The 17,504-nt window shown below is 60.4% G+C and carries 12 protein-coding genes; 10 read left to right on the forward strand and 2 right to left on the reverse strand.

Translation table 11 applies throughout. The features are described from left to right. The first annotated feature begins 10 nt into the window (after positions 1-10). The 6 genes from OR601_RS01640 to OR601_RS01665 all read left to right on the forward strand — a co-directional run bounded on the left by OR601_RS01640 (position 11) and on the right by OR601_RS01665 (position 7,128). Positions 11-1,015 (forward strand): sensor domain-containing diguanylate cyclase, encoded by a 1,005-nt coding sequence (locus OR601_RS01640; RefSeq protein WP_265591990.1) that lies wholly within the window; start codon positions 11-13, stop codon positions 1,013-1,015. A 442-nt stretch (positions 1,016-1,457) separates the two neighbouring features. Next, the gene (locus tag OR601_RS01645; protein ID WP_265591991.1) at positions 1,458-2,495 is read left to right on the forward strand and encodes a hypothetical protein; all 1,038 of its coding nucleotides are present in this window, start codon (positions 1,458-1,460) and stop codon (positions 2,493-2,495) included. Beyond that, positions 2,446-4,488, forward strand: coding sequence for a hybrid sensor histidine kinase/response regulator (locus OR601_RS01650; protein WP_265592358.1), 2,043 nt, complete (start codon positions 2,446-2,448; stop codon positions 4,486-4,488). The genes OR601_RS01645 and OR601_RS01650 overlap by 50 nt, the downstream gene beginning before the upstream one ends. Beyond that, positions 4,485-5,444: a transglutaminase domain-containing protein gene (locus tag OR601_RS01655; protein WP_265591992.1), complete on the forward strand. Its 960-nt coding sequence runs from the start codon at positions 4,485-4,487 to the stop codon at positions 5,442-5,444. Before OR601_RS01650 ends, OR601_RS01655 begins: the two co-directional genes overlap by 4 nt. A gap of 53 nt (positions 5,445-5,497) precedes the next feature. Beyond that, positions 5,498-6,712: an HD-GYP domain-containing protein gene (locus OR601_RS01660; protein ID WP_211082361.1), complete on the forward strand. Its 1,215-nt coding sequence runs from the start codon at positions 5,498-5,500 to the stop codon at positions 6,710-6,712. Positions 6,713-6,723: 11 nt separating this feature from the next. After that, positions 6,724-7,128 (forward strand): Hpt domain-containing protein, encoded by a 405-nt coding sequence (locus tag OR601_RS01665; RefSeq protein WP_265591993.1) that lies wholly within the window; start codon positions 6,724-6,726, stop codon positions 7,126-7,128. 96 nt (positions 7,129-7,224) lie between these two features. Here the strand turns inward: OR601_RS01665 and OR601_RS01670 are convergent, their stop codons facing one another. Then, the gene (locus tag OR601_RS01670; protein WP_265591994.1) at positions 7,225-10,992 is read right to left on the reverse strand and encodes a phosphoribosylformylglycinamidine synthase; all 3,768 of its coding nucleotides are present in this window, start codon (positions 10,990-10,992) and stop codon (positions 7,225-7,227) included. Between the two features lie 388 nt (positions 10,993-11,380). Between OR601_RS01670 and OR601_RS01675 the strand changes: the two genes are divergently transcribed. Then, entirely contained in the window at positions 11,381-12,163 is a 783-nt protein-coding gene (locus OR601_RS01675) for a ZIP family metal transporter (protein ID WP_136012266.1), read from the forward strand. A 189-nt stretch (positions 12,164-12,352) separates the two neighbouring features. Next, positions 12,353-12,973 (forward strand): putative ABC transporter permease, encoded by a 621-nt coding sequence (locus tag OR601_RS01680; RefSeq protein ID WP_265591995.1) that lies wholly within the window; start codon positions 12,353-12,355, stop codon positions 12,971-12,973. Positions 12,974-13,412: 439 nt separating this feature from the next. Here OR601_RS01680 and OR601_RS01685 read toward each other — a convergent pair whose 3' ends face one another. After that, complete coding sequence (locus tag OR601_RS01685; protein WP_265591996.1) at positions 13,413-14,624, reverse strand: LCP family protein; 1,212 nt, start codon at positions 14,622-14,624, stop codon at positions 13,413-13,415. A 326-nt stretch (positions 14,625-14,950) separates the two neighbouring features. Between OR601_RS01685 and guaA the strand changes: the two genes are divergently transcribed. Together guaA and OR601_RS01695 are read left to right on the forward strand one after the other, a co-directional pair. Beyond that, positions 14,951-16,540, forward strand: a complete 1,590-nt coding sequence (gene guaA, locus OR601_RS01690) for a glutamine-hydrolyzing GMP synthase (protein ID WP_265591997.1) — start codon at positions 14,951-14,953, stop codon at positions 16,538-16,540. A gap of 349 nt (positions 16,541-16,889) precedes the next feature. Continuing rightward, positions 16,890-17,483, forward strand: coding sequence for a restriction endonuclease subunit S domain-containing protein (locus tag OR601_RS01695; RefSeq protein ID WP_265591998.1), 594 nt, complete (start codon positions 16,890-16,892; stop codon positions 17,481-17,483). Positions 17,484-17,504: the final 21 nt, after the last annotated feature.

The raw sequence follows: 17,504 nt of genomic DNA on the forward strand, positions 1-17,504 counted from the left end.
GGGATTAGCTATGACCATCTTTCATGCTCCTGCCATAGGCTCCAATGGGGACATCGCCTGCCCTGTGGTTGGGGCTGAAGTCTCCCAAGAGTTTCTTGATCGTATTCCTGGCGGCATCTTTCGCTACTGCGCAGACGACGAGGGGCGCCTGGATTTTGTCAATCGCGGGCTGCTGGAGATGTTTGGGTGCCAGACCTACGAGGAGTTCATGGCGTTCACCCATGGTAGCTTTTGGGGCATGGTGCATCCCAGCGATCAGGAGCGGGTGCGCGCGGCCTGCGACCCCGCGGTGGTGCAAAAGGATCGGGTGCGCTACCGCATCGTGCGCAAGGATGGCCGGGTGCGCTGGGTGGACGACCATGGGCAGCATGTGGTGGATTCAGGGGGAAACTCCTGGTTCTATGTGACCCTGCTGGATGTGACCGAGATGGTCGAGCTGCAAGATCAGCTCAACCAGGCTGCCGAGCAGCTGGAAGCCATCGCCATGTTGGATACCTTCCAGCAGCGTGCCGAGGAAGACGAGCTTACCCGGGTCCTCAATCGCTCGGGGGTCAAGCGCCATATCAACGAGCTGTTGGCTGAGGCCAATGGCCGTCCCTGCACCTTCTTCATCATGGACATCGACGACTTCAAGTACATCAATGACACCTTTGGACACCCCGAGGGCGATGAGGTGCTGCGGTCGTTGGCTCGGCACCTGCGTAACACCGTGCGCCGCGACGACGTGGTGGGCCGCATGGGCGGAGATGAGTTTGTGGTCTTCTGCATGGGCCTTGGCGAAGGCCCCGCCAGGGAGTCTCTGTCTTCTCGCCTGCGCCAATGGAGCCAAGACATGCAGGAGCGCGAGTGCCCCTATGAAGCGCCAACCCTGTCCATGGGCGTCGCGAGCTCGCCGGACTCTTCTTTGGCCCTCCATGAGCTTTACTCCCAAGCCGACGCCGCGCTCTACAGGGCCAAGGATTCCGGCAAGAACCAGGTATGCTTCTCAGCCGAGAAGGACGAGCTAACAAATTAATAGGTATAGATGTGATTTCGCGGTAAGGTAGCGCTAATGCTGCCTTGGCTACTGATATGTGAAAATCTGAAATATAAGTAGTCGAACCTCGGGGAATGCGCCTTATTTTTGTTAATAAAGCAATCAGTAAAGTAATGGTATCTGGTTGCCCTACGGCATCGCTGCATTGGAGTTCGTGAGGTAATAATAAAATATAGTTATTGAAATATATAGTTGAGGTTGGCAGACAGGGAAATTCTGTGCGCCGTTATCGAGAACGGCCATCGATATGTTATACGTGAACTGGTATTATAAGGGGACAATTTCCATCGCTCGGAATTCTCGATAGATTGATTGGCTTAGGGATGGCTTTAGGGATGTCTTGCCAGGTTTGGCAGGCATCCTAAATCTGAGGGTAGTCCTTCTTGGCACATGCCTTTATGCCCTGGGCCGGGGAGGACCTATGGCACAAGAGAAGAAGTCTCTGCGTTTTTGGTCGCGCTCGCAAAAGAGCTCTCCCATCACCCGCACCTTGATCATGGGCATCGTCTTTATGGTCGTGGTGTTTGGCGTCGGCATGGCCTATCTGGGGTTTATCGAGGACAGCCTTTGGAAGAACACCGTCGACGATGTGCTGGAGATCACCGACCAAAGCGCCCATGCTTTCGAGGTGTACCTGGAAAAAGACCTCAAGAAGCTCGACATTTTGGTGTCCGTGCTGGAACCCATAAGCTCCGAGGACACCTCGGCCATCATCAACCACTGCGCCTACTTCAACAAGGCGCAGAACGTCTACGGAGTCATCAACCTCAATACCGGATACCTCTATACCGGCACTGAGACCGAGGGCATCAAGCTCCCTGAGGCCACCATCGAGGCCTATCGCAACTTCCCTGACCGCGGGGTGAGGGAGCCCTATAAGGGCGACTATACGGGCCTCAACATGATCGGCTACTACCAGCGCATCGACTTTGCCGACGGGGTGCCGGCCATGGTCTATGAGAGCGCGCCGGTCTCGCGCATCTCTCAAGAGTTCACCATGTCGTTCTACGACGATTCGGGCTTTTCCTACATCGTGAACAGCAATGGGGATGTGTTGGTGCGCCCTGATGGCCGCTACTCGAACGATGTGCAGTCCAACATCATCGAAGCGGTGCAGAAAGGCGACAACAGCAACGAGTCCATAGCGTCTTTGGCCGCGAGCCTCACAGAGGGCAAGTCCGGCGTGGTGCGCATGGAGCTGGACGACCGCCCCTGCGTCATGGCGTTTGTGCCCATAGCCAACGCCGACGGCTGGTCCATGGTCTCCGTCATCCCCGACGCCGTCATCATGGAGCAAGGCAACAACATCATCGGGACCTCGTCGCTGGTGCTGCTCTTGGTGGTCGCTGTTATCGGCAGCATGGCGTTTTTGGGCTATGCGGCGTCTAGGTTCAACCGCTCCATTCTTGGTGGTCGCTGTTATCGGCAGCATGGCGTTTTTGGGCTATGCGGCGTCTAGGTTCAACCGCTCCATTAAGGCGCAGAGCGCAGAGACCCAAGCCCGGGAGGAGCTTTTCTCGGCATTGGCAAGCACCACCGACGAGATCTTCCTCATGCTGAGCACAGACCCTCTGAGGGTCGATTACGTGAGCCCCAATGTGGACAAGCTTCTGGCCATCAGCCCCGAGGAGGTGCGCGAGGACTGCAGCGTGCTCGACCTTGAGGGAGACGCCGAGCCGCTGGATTCCCAGCTGCTCAGGCAGGGGCACACGGTCGTGCGCGAGGGAGAGCGTTCCAACCGCGCCACCGGCGAGCGCCGGTGGTTCACCGACAGCGTCTACGACATCGAGATCAACGGCGAGCGGCGCTGCATGGCGGTGCTGTCCGACCGCACCCGCGAGCGTCATAACGAGGAAGTGCTGAGGGACGCGCTCTCGGTGGCAGAGGTGGCCAACGACTCCAAGAGCACCTTCCTTTCCAATGTGAGCCACGACATCCGCACGCCCATGAACGCCATCGTGGGCTTGACCACCCTGTTGCAGAGAGACGCCGACAACCCCGAGCTGGTGCGCGAGCACACCCGCAAGATCTCGGCCTCGTCCCAGCATATGCTGGGCCTGCTCAACGACGTGCTGGACATGTCCAAGATCGAGAGCGGCAAGACGACCCTCAACCTGTCTGAGTTCGACCTCTCCGAGCTGGCCGAGGAAGTGGTCACCATCGTGCGCCCCCAGGCCAAGGCCAAAGACCAGCATTTCACGGTCAACGTCACAGGAGTGCGCGACGACCTGGTGGTGGGCGACAAGCTGCGCATCAACCAGATATTAATCAATATTCTCACCAATGCGGTGAAGTACACCCCTCAGGGCGGGACCATCGCCTTCGAGCTCCGCCAAAAGCCCAGCCTCAATCAGAACTTCGTGCATCTGCAGTTCAGCGTTGCCGACAATGGCATGGGCATGTCGCCGGAGTTTTTGGAGACCCTGTTCGACCCCTTCACCCGTGAGGAGAACTCCGTCACCAACCGCATCCAGGGCACAGGGCTGGGCTTGGCCATCACCAAGAACCTGGTAGAGCTTATGGGCGGCGCCATCTCTGTGGAGAGCGAGCTTGGCAAAGGCAGCACCTTTGTGGTGAATCTTGAGCTCAAGGCCGCCGAGCAGCGGGACAACGCGGAGTTCTTCAAATCGCTGGGCATTGGGAGCGCCCTGATTGTCGACGATGACAGGAGCATCTGCGCCGAGGTGATGGCTACCATGGCAAACACCGGTGTGGAGATGCAGTTCGCCCTGGACGGCGCCACTGCGGTGACCATGGTCGCAGACGCCCAGCGGGCAGGCGAGGGCTACGGGCTGGTCATCCTGGATTGGAAGATGCCGGGCATGGACGGCGCGCAGACGGCCCGGGCCATTCGCGCGGTGGTGCCAGAGAACGTGCCCATCATGGTGCTTACCGCCTTTGACCGCGCGGACGCCGAGGAGGCCTGCGAAGGCATGGGAGTGGACGGCTTCCTTCAGAAGCCCTTCTTCCTTTCGAGTCTCACGCTGCTGTTAGAAGAGCTCTATCTCAAGAAGGACCGCGAGCCGGCGCAGCCGGTGGCCTTGGAGGGCCGTCATTTCCTTGCGGCCGAGGACAACGAGCTCTCCGCCTCCATCTTGGAAGAGCTGCTTTCTATGGAAGGGGCCACTGTGGAGCTGGCTTCCAACGGCCAGGAGGCGGTGGAGAAGTTCGAAGCCTCCCAGCCGGGCTCCTTCGACGCCATCCTCATGGATGTGCAGATGCCGCTTATGGATGGCTATGAGGCGACTCGGGCCATCCGGGCCAGCAGCCATCCTGAGGCTGCAAAGATCCCCATCATCGCCATGACTGCCAACGCCTTTGTGGACGACGTGGCTGACGCCTTGGAGGCAGGCATGGACATGCACATGGCCAAACCCGTGGACATCTCGACGCTGGGCAGCGTGCTGTCTGAGGCTGAGGCGAAGCGCGCCGCGGTGCAGGAGGACGCATGAGGTGCTCCTGGAGTCGCACCCTGGGGGTCATGTGCTTGTCGGCAGCCTTGGCTTTGACGGGCTGTGGAGGCGGTGGGGCTTCCTCTGACCCCGCTCAAGCCCCAGGGGGCCAAGAGAGCCAAAACGGCCAAGAGACCTCAGGGCCTTCGTGGCAGGCGCCTTCCGAGGTGCGCGCCTATAGCTACAGCGCCCAAGACGCCCAGGGAGCCAATGGGGCCACGGTCGACGTCTCCCACGCCAACCAGGGAGTGGTGTTCGCCACTGCCCCAGGGGACGTGCGCTATAAGTTCCAAGTGCTCTGCGGAGACGGTTCCTACAACTACGACGTCCCTGCCGATGGGAGCCCCGTGGCCTGCCCCATCAACCTAGGGAACGGCAGCTACACCTTCAAGGTGATGCGCAACGTGCAAGGCAACTCCTATGTGGAGGTGCTTGCCGTGCCCCTTGAGGTGACCCTGGAAAGCGACGCGGACCCCTACCTCATCCCTACGGTCTTTTGCGACTACGAGCCTTCCAGCGAGGTGGTGGCCCGTGCCAAGGAGATCGCCGGCAAAAGCGAGAACCAAGGGGACGTGGTGCGCGACGTCTATGCCTGGGTGTGCGACAACGTGGCCTACGACGAGGCCAAGGCGGCCCAGTTGGCTACGGGCACCGGCTATGTGCCCGATCCCGACGAGACGCTGGCTTCTGGCAAGGGCATCTGCCTGGACTACTCTGCGTTGGCCGGAGCCATGCTGCGTAGCCTGGGCATTCCCTGCCAGGTGGTCACCGGCTACGTGGATCCCGGCGATCTCTACCATGCCTGGAACATGGTGCGCATCGACGGGATGTGGCACGGCGTCCTTGTGACCCTCGACCCCGATACCTGGGGACGCATGGACACCACCTTTGGGGCGGCCGGCGCCGGCAAGACTGTGGGCGACGGCACGGGGTATCGAGACCGATACATCTACTGAACGGTTGGCGGCGGACAGGCAATGGTACCTATGAGCAGCGATGAGGAGCGGCGATGATCAACCAAATCTTGAGGGATATGGGTCGGCAGACCATCCTCGTGGTGGATGACTCCTATCTCAATCGCGAAATACTCAAAGACATCCTGTCGCCCGACTACCAGATCGTCGAGGCCGTGGACGGCGTCGAGGCGGTCACGCTTTTGGAGGCTCGCTGCAAAGAGCTGTCGCTGGTGATCTTGGACATCAACATGCCGCGCCTCGACGGTTTTGGGGTGCTTCAAGAGATGAACGACCGCGGTTGGATCGACCGAGTGCCGGTGGTGACCATCTCGGCGGAGGACAGCTCCCAGTTCATCGAGCGCGCCTACTCGCTGGGCGTGACCGATTTCATCAGCCGCCCCTTTCATGAGATCGTGGTGCGCCAGCGTGTGAGCAACACCATCCAGCTCTACCAGAAGCAGCACGAGCTCTTAAGCCTGGTCACCTCCCAGATGCTCGAGCGGGAGCGCCAGAACAACCTCATGGTGTCGATCCTCGCGCACATCGTCGAGTTCCATAACGGCGAAAGCGGGTTGCACGTGGTGCATATCTCCACCATGGCGAACATACTGTTGAAGCACATGAAGCGCCGCGACCCCAACCTGGTGCTGGAGCGCGGCGAAGTGGCTTGCATCACCATGGCCTCTGCCCTGCACGACATAGGCAAGATCGCCATCCCTCCCGAGATCATCAACAAACCGGGCCGGCTTACCAACGAAGAGTTCGCCATCATGAAGACCCATAGCGAAAAGGGTGCGGAAATGCTGGAGAACCTCCCTATCTTCCAGGACGAGCCTCTGGTGCGCTGCGCCCATGACATCTGCCGCTGGCATCATGAGCGTTGGGACGGTCGAGGCTACCCCGACGGTCTGAAGGGCGACGAGATCCCCTTGAGCGCCCAGGTGGTGTCTTTGGCCGACGTGTATGACGCCCTCACCAGCGAGCGCGTCTACAAGCCCGCCTACGACCATCGCACCGCCATGCGCATGATTCTGGACGGCGAGTGCGGGCAGTTCAATCCCCAGCTCATGGCATGTTTGGAAGATGCGGCCGACGAGATCCAGCGAGACCTTGGCTCCAGCAGCTTGGAGACTGTAAGCCATGCGGGCGTCGTGGCGGTGATCTCGCAGATCGAGGAGATCGACGAGCTCTCAGAGGTAGACAAAGAGTCCATGCTCTCCGATGTGGCCTCGTTGGTGGAGTCGGAACTATTCGAGGCCCAAGCCTAAAGGGGGATCCTATGAGCCAGCAGCAATCAGGCGCCTCTGCGTGCCGAGAAACCCCGCAGCCTTCTTTGGAAGAGTTCTACCAGGCCGCCGGCGGCTCCTATGAAGAGGTGTTGGGACGCCTTCGCAGCCCGGACCGCATCCTGCGCTTCCTGAAGCTTTTCGCCAAGGACCCGAGCTTTGCCACCCTCGAGGAGTCTATGGCCGCCCAGGATGAAGAGACAGCCTTCAGGGCATCCCACACCCTCAAAGGCTCCGCGGGCAATATGGGGCTCACGCAGCTGGCGCAGTCTGCCAGCGACCTATGCGAGGCCCTTCGTGCCCACCAATGGGACGAGGCCTGCGCGTTGCTGCCAGACACCCAAGAGGCCTACCGGCGGTTTGGCGATGCCTTCCGCCAGTCTATCGGCGAGTTCTGAGGCAGCCCTTCTCGGCAGGCAATTCAAAGCCCCGCACACAAAGGGCTTTGCTGGATGGAGCGAAGCCCTTTTTTGGTGCGCAGATGAAGCTAGGGTTTAGCCAAAGTAGGCGACCCCGCCCTCGATGATGGGCTGGTAGAGGTTGCCGCCCACGTTCTTGTAGAGGCCCTCGCCCGAACGCTCGCTGTGGCCCATCTTGCCAAAGACGCGGCCGTCGGGGCTGGTGATGCCTTCGATGGCCAAAAGCGAGCCGTTGGGGTTCACCGAGAGGTCCATGGAGGGGACGCCGGCCTCGTCCACATATTGGGTGGCTACCTGCCCTGCGGCTACCAAAGAATCCAGCAGCGCCGGGGGCGCCACAAAGCGGCCCTCGCCGTGGCTGATGGCCACCGTGTGGATGTCTCCCACCTCGCATTGGGAGAGCCAGGGCGACAGGTTGGAAGCCACTCGGGTGCGCACCAGCTGGCTCTGGTGGCGGCTGATGGTGTTGAAGGTGAGGGTGGCGCACCCATCGTCCATGGGGCGAATGTCGCCAAAGGGTACGAGTCCCAGCTTGACCAACGCCTGGAAGCCGTTGCAAATGCCCAGCATGAGGCCGTCGCGCTCGTTGAGCAGGCGACGCACGGCCTGGGTGACCTCCGGGGCGCGGAAGAACGCGGTGATGAACTTGGCCGATCCGTCGGGCTCGTCGCCGCCGGAGAACCCGCCGGGGATCATGACGATCTGGCTGCGGTCGATGGCCTCGGCCAGGGCGCGCACGCTGTGGCCCACGGCCTCAGGGGAGAGGTTGTTGATGATGAGGGTCTCGGGCGCCGCTCCTGCGCGGCGGAACGCCTTGGCGGAGTCATATTCGCAGTTGTTGCCCGGGAACACCGGGATGATGACGCGAGGCTTGCCTGCGTTCTCGCCCAGAAGCTCCGGCCCGCAGTAGCGCGCCTTTGGGCCTTCAAGCCAGTTGAGCTGTGGGACTTGCGGCAGCGCGTCCTTCTTGGCATCAGGGGTGCGATAGGGAAAGACTCCCTCCAGCGCCCCTTCCCACTGCTCCTGCAGAGGGGCCAGCTCCACGCGCTCGCCCTGGCAGGTCCACGCATACTCGCTGACAGTGGTGCCCAGCTGGCGCAGGGCGACGCCTTGGGGCAGCGAGGAGAGGGCCTCTGCCAGCTCGCCGGCTGCCAGCTCCACCACAAAGGAGCCGTAGGCGGGGCCAAAGAGATCGTCTGCATAAATGTCCTCTGCCAGCTGGATGCCCAGCCCGTTGCCTACGCCCATCTTGAAGAGGGCCTCGGCCAGGCCGCCGTAGCCCGGGGTAGAGATGGCCAGCGCGTCGCCTGCGGCGGTGAGGGCTTCGATGGCGTTCGCAGTGCCGATAAGGGCCGCCGCCTCAGGGATGAGGCCGTCGGGGCGCTCCGGCTCGACGAGCACCAGCGGATGGCCGGCGCCCTTGAGCTCGGGGGAGACCACGCGGCTCACGTCGCCCAGGGCAGTGGCGAAGGAGACCAGCGTGGGCGGCACGTCGAGCTCTTCGAAAGAGCCGCTCATGGAGTCCTTGCCGCCAATGGCGCCGATGCCTAAATCCACCTGGGCTTCCAGGGCCCCCAGCACGCTGGCCACAGGCTTGCCCCAGCGTTTGGGATCGTCGCGCAGGCGTTCGAAGTACTCCTGGAAGGTGAGGTAGGTGCGGCTGCGCGTAAAACCTGCGGCCACCAGGCGGCAGAGGCTCTCGGCCACGGCCAGATAGGCGCCGGCGTAAGGGTCTGCCGACGAGATGAGCGGGTTGTAGCCCCAGGCCATGCCGGAGCAGGTGACAGTCTCGCCGTCCACCGGCAGCTTGGCCACCATGGCCATGGGTGCGGTGAGCTGGCGGGAGCCGCCAAAGGGCATGAGCACCGTGGCGGCGCCGATGGTGGAGTCGAAGCGCTCGGAGAGGCCCTTGTTGGAAGCCACGTTGAGGTTGGTGAGCACCGAGGCCAGGCGCTGGGCCAGGTTGTCGCCGCAGTCGATGCGTGCTGCGGCGGCTGCGTCGCCAGGGGCCTCTACATGGGCGTTCTGGTGCTTGGGCGCGCCGTTGGAGGCCAAGAATCCGCGGGCCACGTCGACGATGGCGTCGCCGCGCCACCTCATGGTGACCCGAGGCTCGGCGGTGACGGTGGCGATGGGCACTGCGCTCAGGTTCTCTTGGCGGGCCAGCTCGATGAAGGCATCCACGTCCTCGGGGGCCAGGGCTACCGCCATGCGCTCCTGGGACTCCGAGATGGCCAGCTCCGTGCCGTCCAGCCCCTCGTACTTCTTGGGCACGGCATCCAGGTCGATGTCCAGGCCGTCTGCCAGCTCGCCCACGGCCACGCTCACGCCGCCGGCGCCAAAGTCGTTGCAGCGCTTGATGAGCCTGCAGGCCTCGCCGTTGCGGAAGAGCCTTTGCAGCTTGCGCTCGATAGGCGCATTGCCCTTTTGCACCTCGGCGCCGCAGGTCTCGATGGACGACAGCGTATGGCTCTTGGAGGATCCGGTGGCGCCGCCAATGCCGTCGCGGCCGGTAGCCCCGCCCAAAAGCACCACCACGTCGCCGGGGGCAGGCTCTTCTCGGCGCACGTGGTCTTGGGGCGTGGCGCCCACCACCGCGCCGATCTCCATGCGCTTGGCGGCATAGCCGGGATGGTAGAGCTCGGCCACCTGGCCGGTAGCCAGGCCGATCTGGTTGCCGTAGGACGAATAGCCCTGAGCCGCCGTGGTCACCAGCTTGCGTTGGGGCAGCTTGCCCGACAGGGTCTGGTCCACCGGCACGGTGGGATCGGCGGCGCCGGTCACGCGCATGGCCTGGTAGACATAGGAGCGGCCAGAGAGCGGGTCGCGAATGGCCCCGCCGATGCAGGTGGCTGCGCCGCCAAAGGGCTCGATCTCGGTGGGGTGGTTATGAGTTTCATTCTTGAACAGGTAAAGCCAGTCTTCCTCATGGCCGTCCACGTCCACCTTGACCTTGACGGTGCAGGCATTGATCTCTTCGGACTCGTCCAGCCCCGTAAGGACTCCCTGGTCTTTGAGCCACTTGGCCCCGATGGTCCCCATGTCCATGAGGCACACCGGCTTGCCGACGCGGCCCAGCGCCTCGCGCAGGCCCAGGTAGCGCTCGAAGGCCTTCTGGACGCGCGGGTCATCCGAGGTCACCTCGTCCAGCTGCGTCCCAAAGGTGGTGTGGCGGCAATGATCGGACCAATAGGTGTCGATCACGCGGATCTCGGTGATGGTGGGATCGCGTTCCTCGGCGCAGAAATACTCCTGGCAAAACTTGAGGTCGTCCAGGTCCATGGCCAAGCCCCTGGTTGCCGAGAAGCCCGCCAACTGCTCCTCGCCCCACTGCCTGAAGCCTTCGAGCACCTCGACGGCTGCAGGCTCGGGGAACTCCACATGCAGCGTCGCCGGCGTCTCCAGCGTCGCTTCGCGGGCCTCCACCGGGTTGATGACGTACTCTTTGATGCGCTCCACGTCCTTCTGGCTGAGAGATCCTTCCAGCGCATAGACCGTCGCCGAACGCACCTGCGGACGCTCGCCCTGGCTTACCAGCTGCACGCACTCCGCCGCGGAGTCAGCCCGCTGGTCGAACTGCCCCGGCAGATACTCCACCGCAAAGACGGCCGCATCGCCCAGGTCCGGTAGCTCAGGAGTGGCAATGTCGGTCTGAGGTTCCGAGAAGACCGTAGGCACGCAGGCTTCGAAGAGCTCCGGGGTTATGCCTTCAACGTCGTAACGATTAAAGAGCCTGAGACCGGTGAGCGACTGGATCCCCAAGATGGATGAGAGCTCTTGGGCCAGAGCTTGCGCCTTACCGTCATAACCGGGCTTCTTCTCCACATAGACACGAGAGACCATGAACGACTTCCTTAAGGATAGGCGGTGGACAGGACCTACGAAGACCTTTGAAAACCTTTGAAGACGTCCTTATTTTAAAGGTTCCTTGAGGCTTTGTTAGGCTGGCGCAAGCTCCCGTGAAACTTAGATAACAGTAAGGGGCGGTGCGCAGGGGCATGCTAGTGGGCGACACGTAGAGGCTCAATTGATAGGCGCTTTGGCACACTGGTTGGGTCTAGGGCCAAGAGGGGTAGATTCCGACAGGGTTGCCCTTTGGCTCCCTCTGGAAAGATGCTTCAATTGCAACATAAACAGGAAGCGAATGAAGCAAAATTACAAAATATATGTATCGATCCCAATGAATGCCTGAAAGGGTATGGCGTGGGTTCGCAAGGAAAGGTTGGATTCCATGTGGCTGGCACTCGTGTTGTTACTGCCTTTTGCAGGCACCACATTAGGCTCTGCGTGCGTGTTCTTTCAAAAAGCTCAAACCAGCCCCTTTGTGGAGCGCTTGCTTAAGGGCTTTGCTGCCGGAGTGATGGTGGCAGCCTCTGTGTGGAGCCTACTCATCCCTGCTATGGACGAGTCCCAGGATATGGGGCAGCTGGCCTGGGTTCCTGCGGCGGTGGGTTTCACGCTGGGCATTCTTTTCTTGCTGCTGCTTGACCACATCATTCCTCATCTGCACTCCACTGGCGAGACAGAAGGCCTCAAAGTTGATCTTCCTAACTCTGTGATGCTGGCGCTGGCAGTCATCTTGCACAACATCCCCGAGGGCATGGCGGTAGGTGCTCTCTGCGCCGGATGGATCTCTGGAGCGGCGGATATTTCCTTATCGGCAGCTTTGGCCCTTTCCATAGGCATTGCCATTCAGAACTTCCCCGAGGGCGCCATCGTCTCCATGCCCCTCCGCAGCGATGGCATGGGACGCGGCAGATCCTTTTTGTGGGGCGTGTTCTCTGGCGCAGTGGAGCCTGTGGCTGCGGTGATAACCGTGCTGCTGGCAGACTTGATGATCCCCGTTCTACCTTATCTTTTGGGGTTCGCCGCAGGCGCTATGATGTATGTGGTGGTAGAAGAGCTCATCCCCGAGACTGCCGGCTCCAGCGAAGAAGGCCACTCCAACGGTGGAGTGCTGTTCTTTGCAGCGGGCTTTGTGCTCATGATGATTTTGGACGTGGCCTTAGGCTAAAGACCCTCTGGGTGCGAGCCGGTGGAACAAGCCGGTGGAAAGGGGAGGGTTTCTCGGCGGCCAGGAGGTGGCCGATCCTTTTTGATACCGCAGCTCCTTTGTGAATTGTGCACCTGGTGATAGGGGAGTGGGCCCCTCGGCTACAAACCCCCCGGGGTATGCAAATATGCAAATGTGAGGGGCTTGGCTATGAGCACGATGATCTCGAGGATTCTTCGCAAAGAGGAAATCGGGTGCTTTGCCCCCTTTACCTGGAAGTTCTGGCGTGCCCTTTTCATCATGTTCTTCATCACGTGTCTGCTGGGGCACTGGCTTGAGATCCCTTACGTCAACTTTATGAGCCAGTTTGGCATCGTTTCTGACGATTATGCCGCCCTTATCGATCCCTGGTATGTGCCCTACTGGGTCTATGGCATCGGCGCTGTGGTGATGACTTGGATCATCGAGCCTATCAAAGAGAGCGTCATTGAGCACCGTAAAACCCCATGGGGTGCTCTGCTGGAGACCTTTTTGATCACAGTGGTGCTGGCGGCGATCTTGGAAACCGGCATTGGCTTGATAATCAACCAGCCCGATGCTGCCGGCGAGTTTCCCTTTTGGGACAACTCTCAGTTGCCACTCAATATTTTGGGCCAAGGTTGGCTGGTAAACGACCTGGTCATTGGCGTGGTAGCCATGGTGTATGTGTGGATCCTCTATCCTGTGGTCTATCGCTGGTTGGAAGCACGTAAGCCTTGGATGGCGAACCTAATCTTGGCCGCGTGCGCCATTGGCCTCATCGCCTGCTGTATCGCCTCCTATGCAATCTAGGCGATAGGTGCTGCAAGGTTTGTCATCACGTGCAGACTGCAGCTTGCGAGGGCGATCGTGCAAGTGCGTGAAGGTGCCGCGAGCTGCTGAGTGCGCGAGCTGACGAGTGGGTACTCTTTTCATGCGAGAGGTAGTGGTGCGTCCCTGGAAATTTATACTTCGTTAGTTACTACTATATGTAACTAACGCAGTAGGATTTCTGAGGCACTGAGAAGCATGTTTCCAAGTGCGGTGGTATTCGGTATTGAGAAGCATGTTGTCCACGTGCAGCGATATTGAGAAGCATGTTGCTCGCGCGAAGATGCGCACAGAATCGTGCTCCTCGCGCTTCATGTCGTTCAAGTGTCGGCGATGCCTACAAGGCAGCGATGCCTACAAGCCAGCAATGCTTGCATGGCAGTGCACTGCGTCGCTCAACCAGCACTTGCGCCTGCGTGCGTCATCCCTCGCTTACCGTGGGATCCCCTCCGGCCACGTGGGAGGTAAAGTCCTGCGAGGCGTCAGAGTAGGGTGAAAGCCCCTGGTCCACACGCTCCATCATGGTGCGCCATGCAGGCTCGTTCACGGTTTCGTACCAGGTGCCGTTGACGTAGGAGGAGTTGGTGGGCTCCAAGCCAGAGTAGAGGTCCTGGGAGATGTTGAACCCGCGGAAGGCCATCATGAGGCGCAGTATGTCTACCACTGAGAAGTCCGTGGTGACAGAGCCTGCCAGGTCTCCCACCGAGGTCAGCATGGTCACAGGATTGGCGGCAAGCACCTTCTTCAAAATCGCGCCGATGACCATGCGCTGGTTGGCAGTGCGATAGTAGTCGCCACCGCCATAGGCGTCGTAGGCGTGGCGGCTGCGGCACAGGGCCAGCGCCTGGGCGCCATTGATGGTTTGCTTGCCGGCTTTGAGGTGGAGGTCGGCCATGTCGTCGTCTAGGTCGATCTTGATGTTGACGTCTATGCCGCCGATCTTGTCCACTATGCCCACGAACTCGTCGAAGTTGATCTCTGCATAGTGCGAGATGGGCACGCCGGCAAATTTGGACACTGTCTCCACCGTGAGCGGGGCGCCGCCCAGCGAGTAGGCGGCGTTGATCTTTTGCTGGCCGTAGCTGCCAATGGTCACCAAGGTGTCGCGCTCGATGGAGACCAGGGTCACGTGCTTGGTGGCAGGATCGATACGCGCCAAGATCATGGAGTCGGTGCGGTAGTTGGAGCTATCGGCGCCAAACTCTGCAGACTGGGCGCGCTCTGCAGACTTGTCGGTGCCCAAAAGCAGCATGTAAAACGGCTTGTCCAGCGGCGCAGGCGAGAGCACCTGCCGCAGCTCCGGAGAGACCCCCGAGCCCAGCTGGGCTTGGAGCGCGGCCACATAGACCACCAGCGCCACCAGGGCAGCTGCAAGCACTAGCCCCACGCCGGTCAATGTGCGGAAGGCAAGCTTTTTTCGGCTGCGGGCCTTTCTTTGGCGCACGTACCTGTTGGCCGAGCGCTCGCGGCTCAGCGAAGAGGCGTCCTCATAGCTCATTGGGAGTCGAGACTGGCTTGCATGGCCGCGCGCCGAGCGCGAGCTGCGAGATTGCGGCGCGTAAGAGTCGCGGGCATAGGGATCGCGCGCATAGGGGTCGCGAGAGGGTTGGTTGGCGGGTCTGCGACGGGTCACAGCGGTCCTTCCGGTGGGTTGGGCGCAAGAGCGCCGCGGTCGTTTAAGGAGCGTCATTCATTTTTACCCCGAGCCTCGCCCTGAGGCGTGCGACAGGGGCGCTCTCCCGGAGAATCCCATGGTAGCGCTCGCCTCGGCTGCCGAGAAACCCTTCCATCGCTCCATGAAAGGGCTGCGGCATCGTAATTTTCGCGTAAGCGTCGTTGGGGTGGTTGTTTTGGGTCCGGCTGGCCTATCATCGAAGGGATCGAGACCAAGGTTGCTGCCGGCATACTCCTGTTGGCGCAGCCGTCTCTCTAACAACGTCGCTACTCCGGAGGTTGTCCATGCCTGACACGCCACGTCCGTTGGTTGCCGTTTTGGATTTTGGCGCCCAATACGGGCAGCTCATCGCCCGCCGCATTCGTGACCTGCATGTCTATAGCGAGGTGTTCCCCTGCGACATCTCTGCAGAAGAGCTTGCTGCCATCGCCCCAGATGCCATCGTGCTCTCCGGCGGCCCCGCATCCGTCTACGCAGACGATGCTCCCGACATGGACGCCGGCATCTTCGACCTGGACATCCCCATTCTGGGCTTTTGCTACGGCCACCAGATCATGGCGGCCAAGCTGGGCGGACAAGTTGGCCACTCCGAGGTAGGGGAGTACGGCCCTGCCCAGCTGCTTCGCCTGGGCAGCTCGCCCCTGCTCGACGGCACCCCCAACGAGGTGCAGACGGTCTGGATGAGCCATCGCGACTCTGTGGTGGAGGCGCCTGAGGGCTTCATGGTGACCGCCAAGACCGAGGCCTGCCCCGTTGCCGTCATGGAGAACCCCCGTCGCCGCTTCTTCTCCACCCAGTTCCACCCCGAGGTGCGCCACACCCAGTACGGCCAGCGCATCCTGCAAAACTTCCTCTTCGACATCTGCCATCTTGAACCCTCCTGGACCATGGACAACATCGTCGAGGAGAAGGTGGCCGCCATCCGCGACCAGGTGGGCGACTCCAAGGTCATCCTGGCCCTCTCCGGCGGCGTCGACTCCGCCGTGGCCGCAGCCCTCGTACACCGCGCCGTGGGCGACCAGCTCACCTGCGTCTTCGTGGACCACGGCCTGCTGCGCGCCGGCGAGCCCGAGAGCGTCGACCACGTCTTCCGCGAGGTCTTCAACATCCCCCTGGTCCACGTCCACGCCGAGGATCGCTACGCCAAGCTCCTAGCCGGCGTCACCGACCCTGAGGAGAAGCGCCGCATCATTGGCACCGAGTTCTGGAAGGTCTTCTTCGAGGAGGCCCAGAAGCTCGGCGACGTGAAGTACCTTGCCCAGGGCACCATCTACCCCGACATCATCGAGAGCGGCGCCCGCAAGACCGGCGGCAAGGCCTCTACCATCAAGAGCCATCACAACCTCATCCCGTTCCCGCCCGGCGTGCACTTCGACCTCATCGAGCCGTTGGACCACTTCTTCAAGGACGAGGTCCGCGAGCTTGGCACCACCCTGGGCCTCCCCGACGAGATCGTCTATCGCCAGCCCTTCCCCGGCCCCGGCCTCGCCATCCGCATCATCGGCGATGTGACCCCAGAGAAGCTGGACATCCTCAAGGGTGCCGATAAGATCGTCCGCGAGGAGCTGGACGCCTACAATGCCAGGCTCTTCGAGGAGACTGGCGAGCGCAACTCCGAGCACTCCTGCTGGCAGTACTTCGCCGTGCTGCCCGACATTCGCTCCGTGGGCGTCATGGGAGACGAGCGCACCTACCAGCGTCCCGTCATCCTGCGCGCCGTGGAGTCCACCGACGCCATGACCGCTGACTGGGCCAAGCTTCCCTACGAGGTCCTTGGCACCATCTCCAAGCGCATCGTCGACGAGGTTCCCGGCATCAACCGCGTGGTCTATGACATCACGTCCAAGCCCCCTGCGACCATCGAGTGGGAGTAAAGGTTCATTCAAAAAAGCATCCCATTACGCTAAGTACTGGTGACCAGAAAACCCCAGATAGACTAGTCTATCTGGGGTTTTCTGTTGGATTACCTACTATGGCCTGGGCTTTGTAGCTAGGAAAGTATGGATACGCAGGAGTGGATGAACAGAAAGATCCCGCGATTGCAGAATGTTCGCTTTGAATATTTGCAGCATCTAGGAAACTACGCGTTCAAATTATTTTGAACAAGATTATTGACGGACTCCTAAGATGTATGTAGTCTGTTCAAAGTAGTTGGAACAGACCCTGCACCTTGGATTGCATAATTGAAGTCAAGTAAACCGCTATCTAGAAAGGAGTCTATGCATGCCCGTTGAATATATGCCACTCGGATCGTTTGTTGACATCATGACAGGTGCCCCGTTGAGCCGAGCAAAGAAACTTGCTGAAGGCGATGAGCTGGTCAAAGCCAAGGTATTAATTCCCGCAGCGATGGCAGCTGGCAGAATCGATGACTCTCTAATAGCAACTGAAACAGTATCTAAAGTTAAAGAAGATCTTTTCACGAAAAAGGGTGACATCGTGGTCAAGGCGTCCACTCCCTACGATTGCTCCTTTATCGATGAGGACCATGAAGGATTGCTCGTTACTTCATTCGGATTCATTCTTCGATCAAATTCTCAATCATTGGTCGATATGCGCTACCTTGCCACATTCCTTGGACTCGATCAAACAAACAAAGCACTCCAAGAGATGAGCAAGGGTATGACCATAAGGCTCATTAAGAAGAGAGACATCGGGGATCTCATGGTGCCAATCCCTTCAGCAGAAGAGCAAGCTAGGCTTGCCGCCATTTTCATAGAAACTCAGAAACACAAGGAAGTCTGTCGCGCCATCGTAGAGAAGAGCGAGCTATTACTACAAAGCGAGTTTGCACGCTTAGTGATTGATAGCGACTAGTCGATAATATCAATCGTAAAA

The sequence above is a fragment of the Leptogranulimonas caecicola genome, from assembly GCF_023168405.1.
In the GTDB taxonomy this organism is placed as follows: domain Bacteria; phylum Actinomycetota; class Coriobacteriia; order Coriobacteriales; family Atopobiaceae; genus Leptogranulimonas; species Leptogranulimonas caecicola.

Excerpts from the sequence above, each read along its gene's own strand:
- OR601_RS01640 (WP_265591990.1), top strand. The coding sequence starts at position 11 with ATGACCATCTTTCATGCTCCTGCCATAGGCTCCAATGGGGACATCGCC.
- OR601_RS01645 (WP_265591991.1), top strand. The coding sequence starts at position 1,458 with ATGGCACAAGAGAAGAAGTCTCTGCGTTTTTGGTCGCGCTCGCAAAAG.
- OR601_RS01655 (WP_265591992.1), top strand. The coding sequence starts at position 4,485 with ATGAGGTGCTCCTGGAGTCGCACCCTGGGGGTCATGTGCTTGTCGGCA.
- OR601_RS01660 (WP_211082361.1), top strand. The coding sequence starts at position 5,498 with ATGATCAACCAAATCTTGAGGGATATGGGTCGGCAGACCATCCTCGTG.
- OR601_RS01665 (WP_265591993.1), top strand. The coding sequence starts at position 6,724 with ATGAGCCAGCAGCAATCAGGCGCCTCTGCGTGCCGAGAAACCCCGCAG.
- OR601_RS01670 (WP_265591994.1), bottom strand. The coding sequence starts at position 10,992 with ATGGTCTCTCGTGTCTATGTGGAGAAGAAGCCCGGTTATGACGGTAAG.
- OR601_RS01675 (WP_136012266.1), top strand. The coding sequence starts at position 11,381 with ATGTGGCTGGCACTCGTGTTGTTACTGCCTTTTGCAGGCACCACATTA.
- OR601_RS01680 (WP_265591995.1), top strand. The coding sequence starts at position 12,353 with ATGAGCACGATGATCTCGAGGATTCTTCGCAAAGAGGAAATCGGGTGC.
- guaA (WP_265591997.1), top strand. The coding sequence starts at position 14,951 with ATGCCTGACACGCCACGTCCGTTGGTTGCCGTTTTGGATTTTGGCGCC.
- OR601_RS01695 (WP_265591998.1), top strand. The coding sequence starts at position 16,890 with ATGCCCGTTGAATATATGCCACTCGGATCGTTTGTTGACATCATGACA.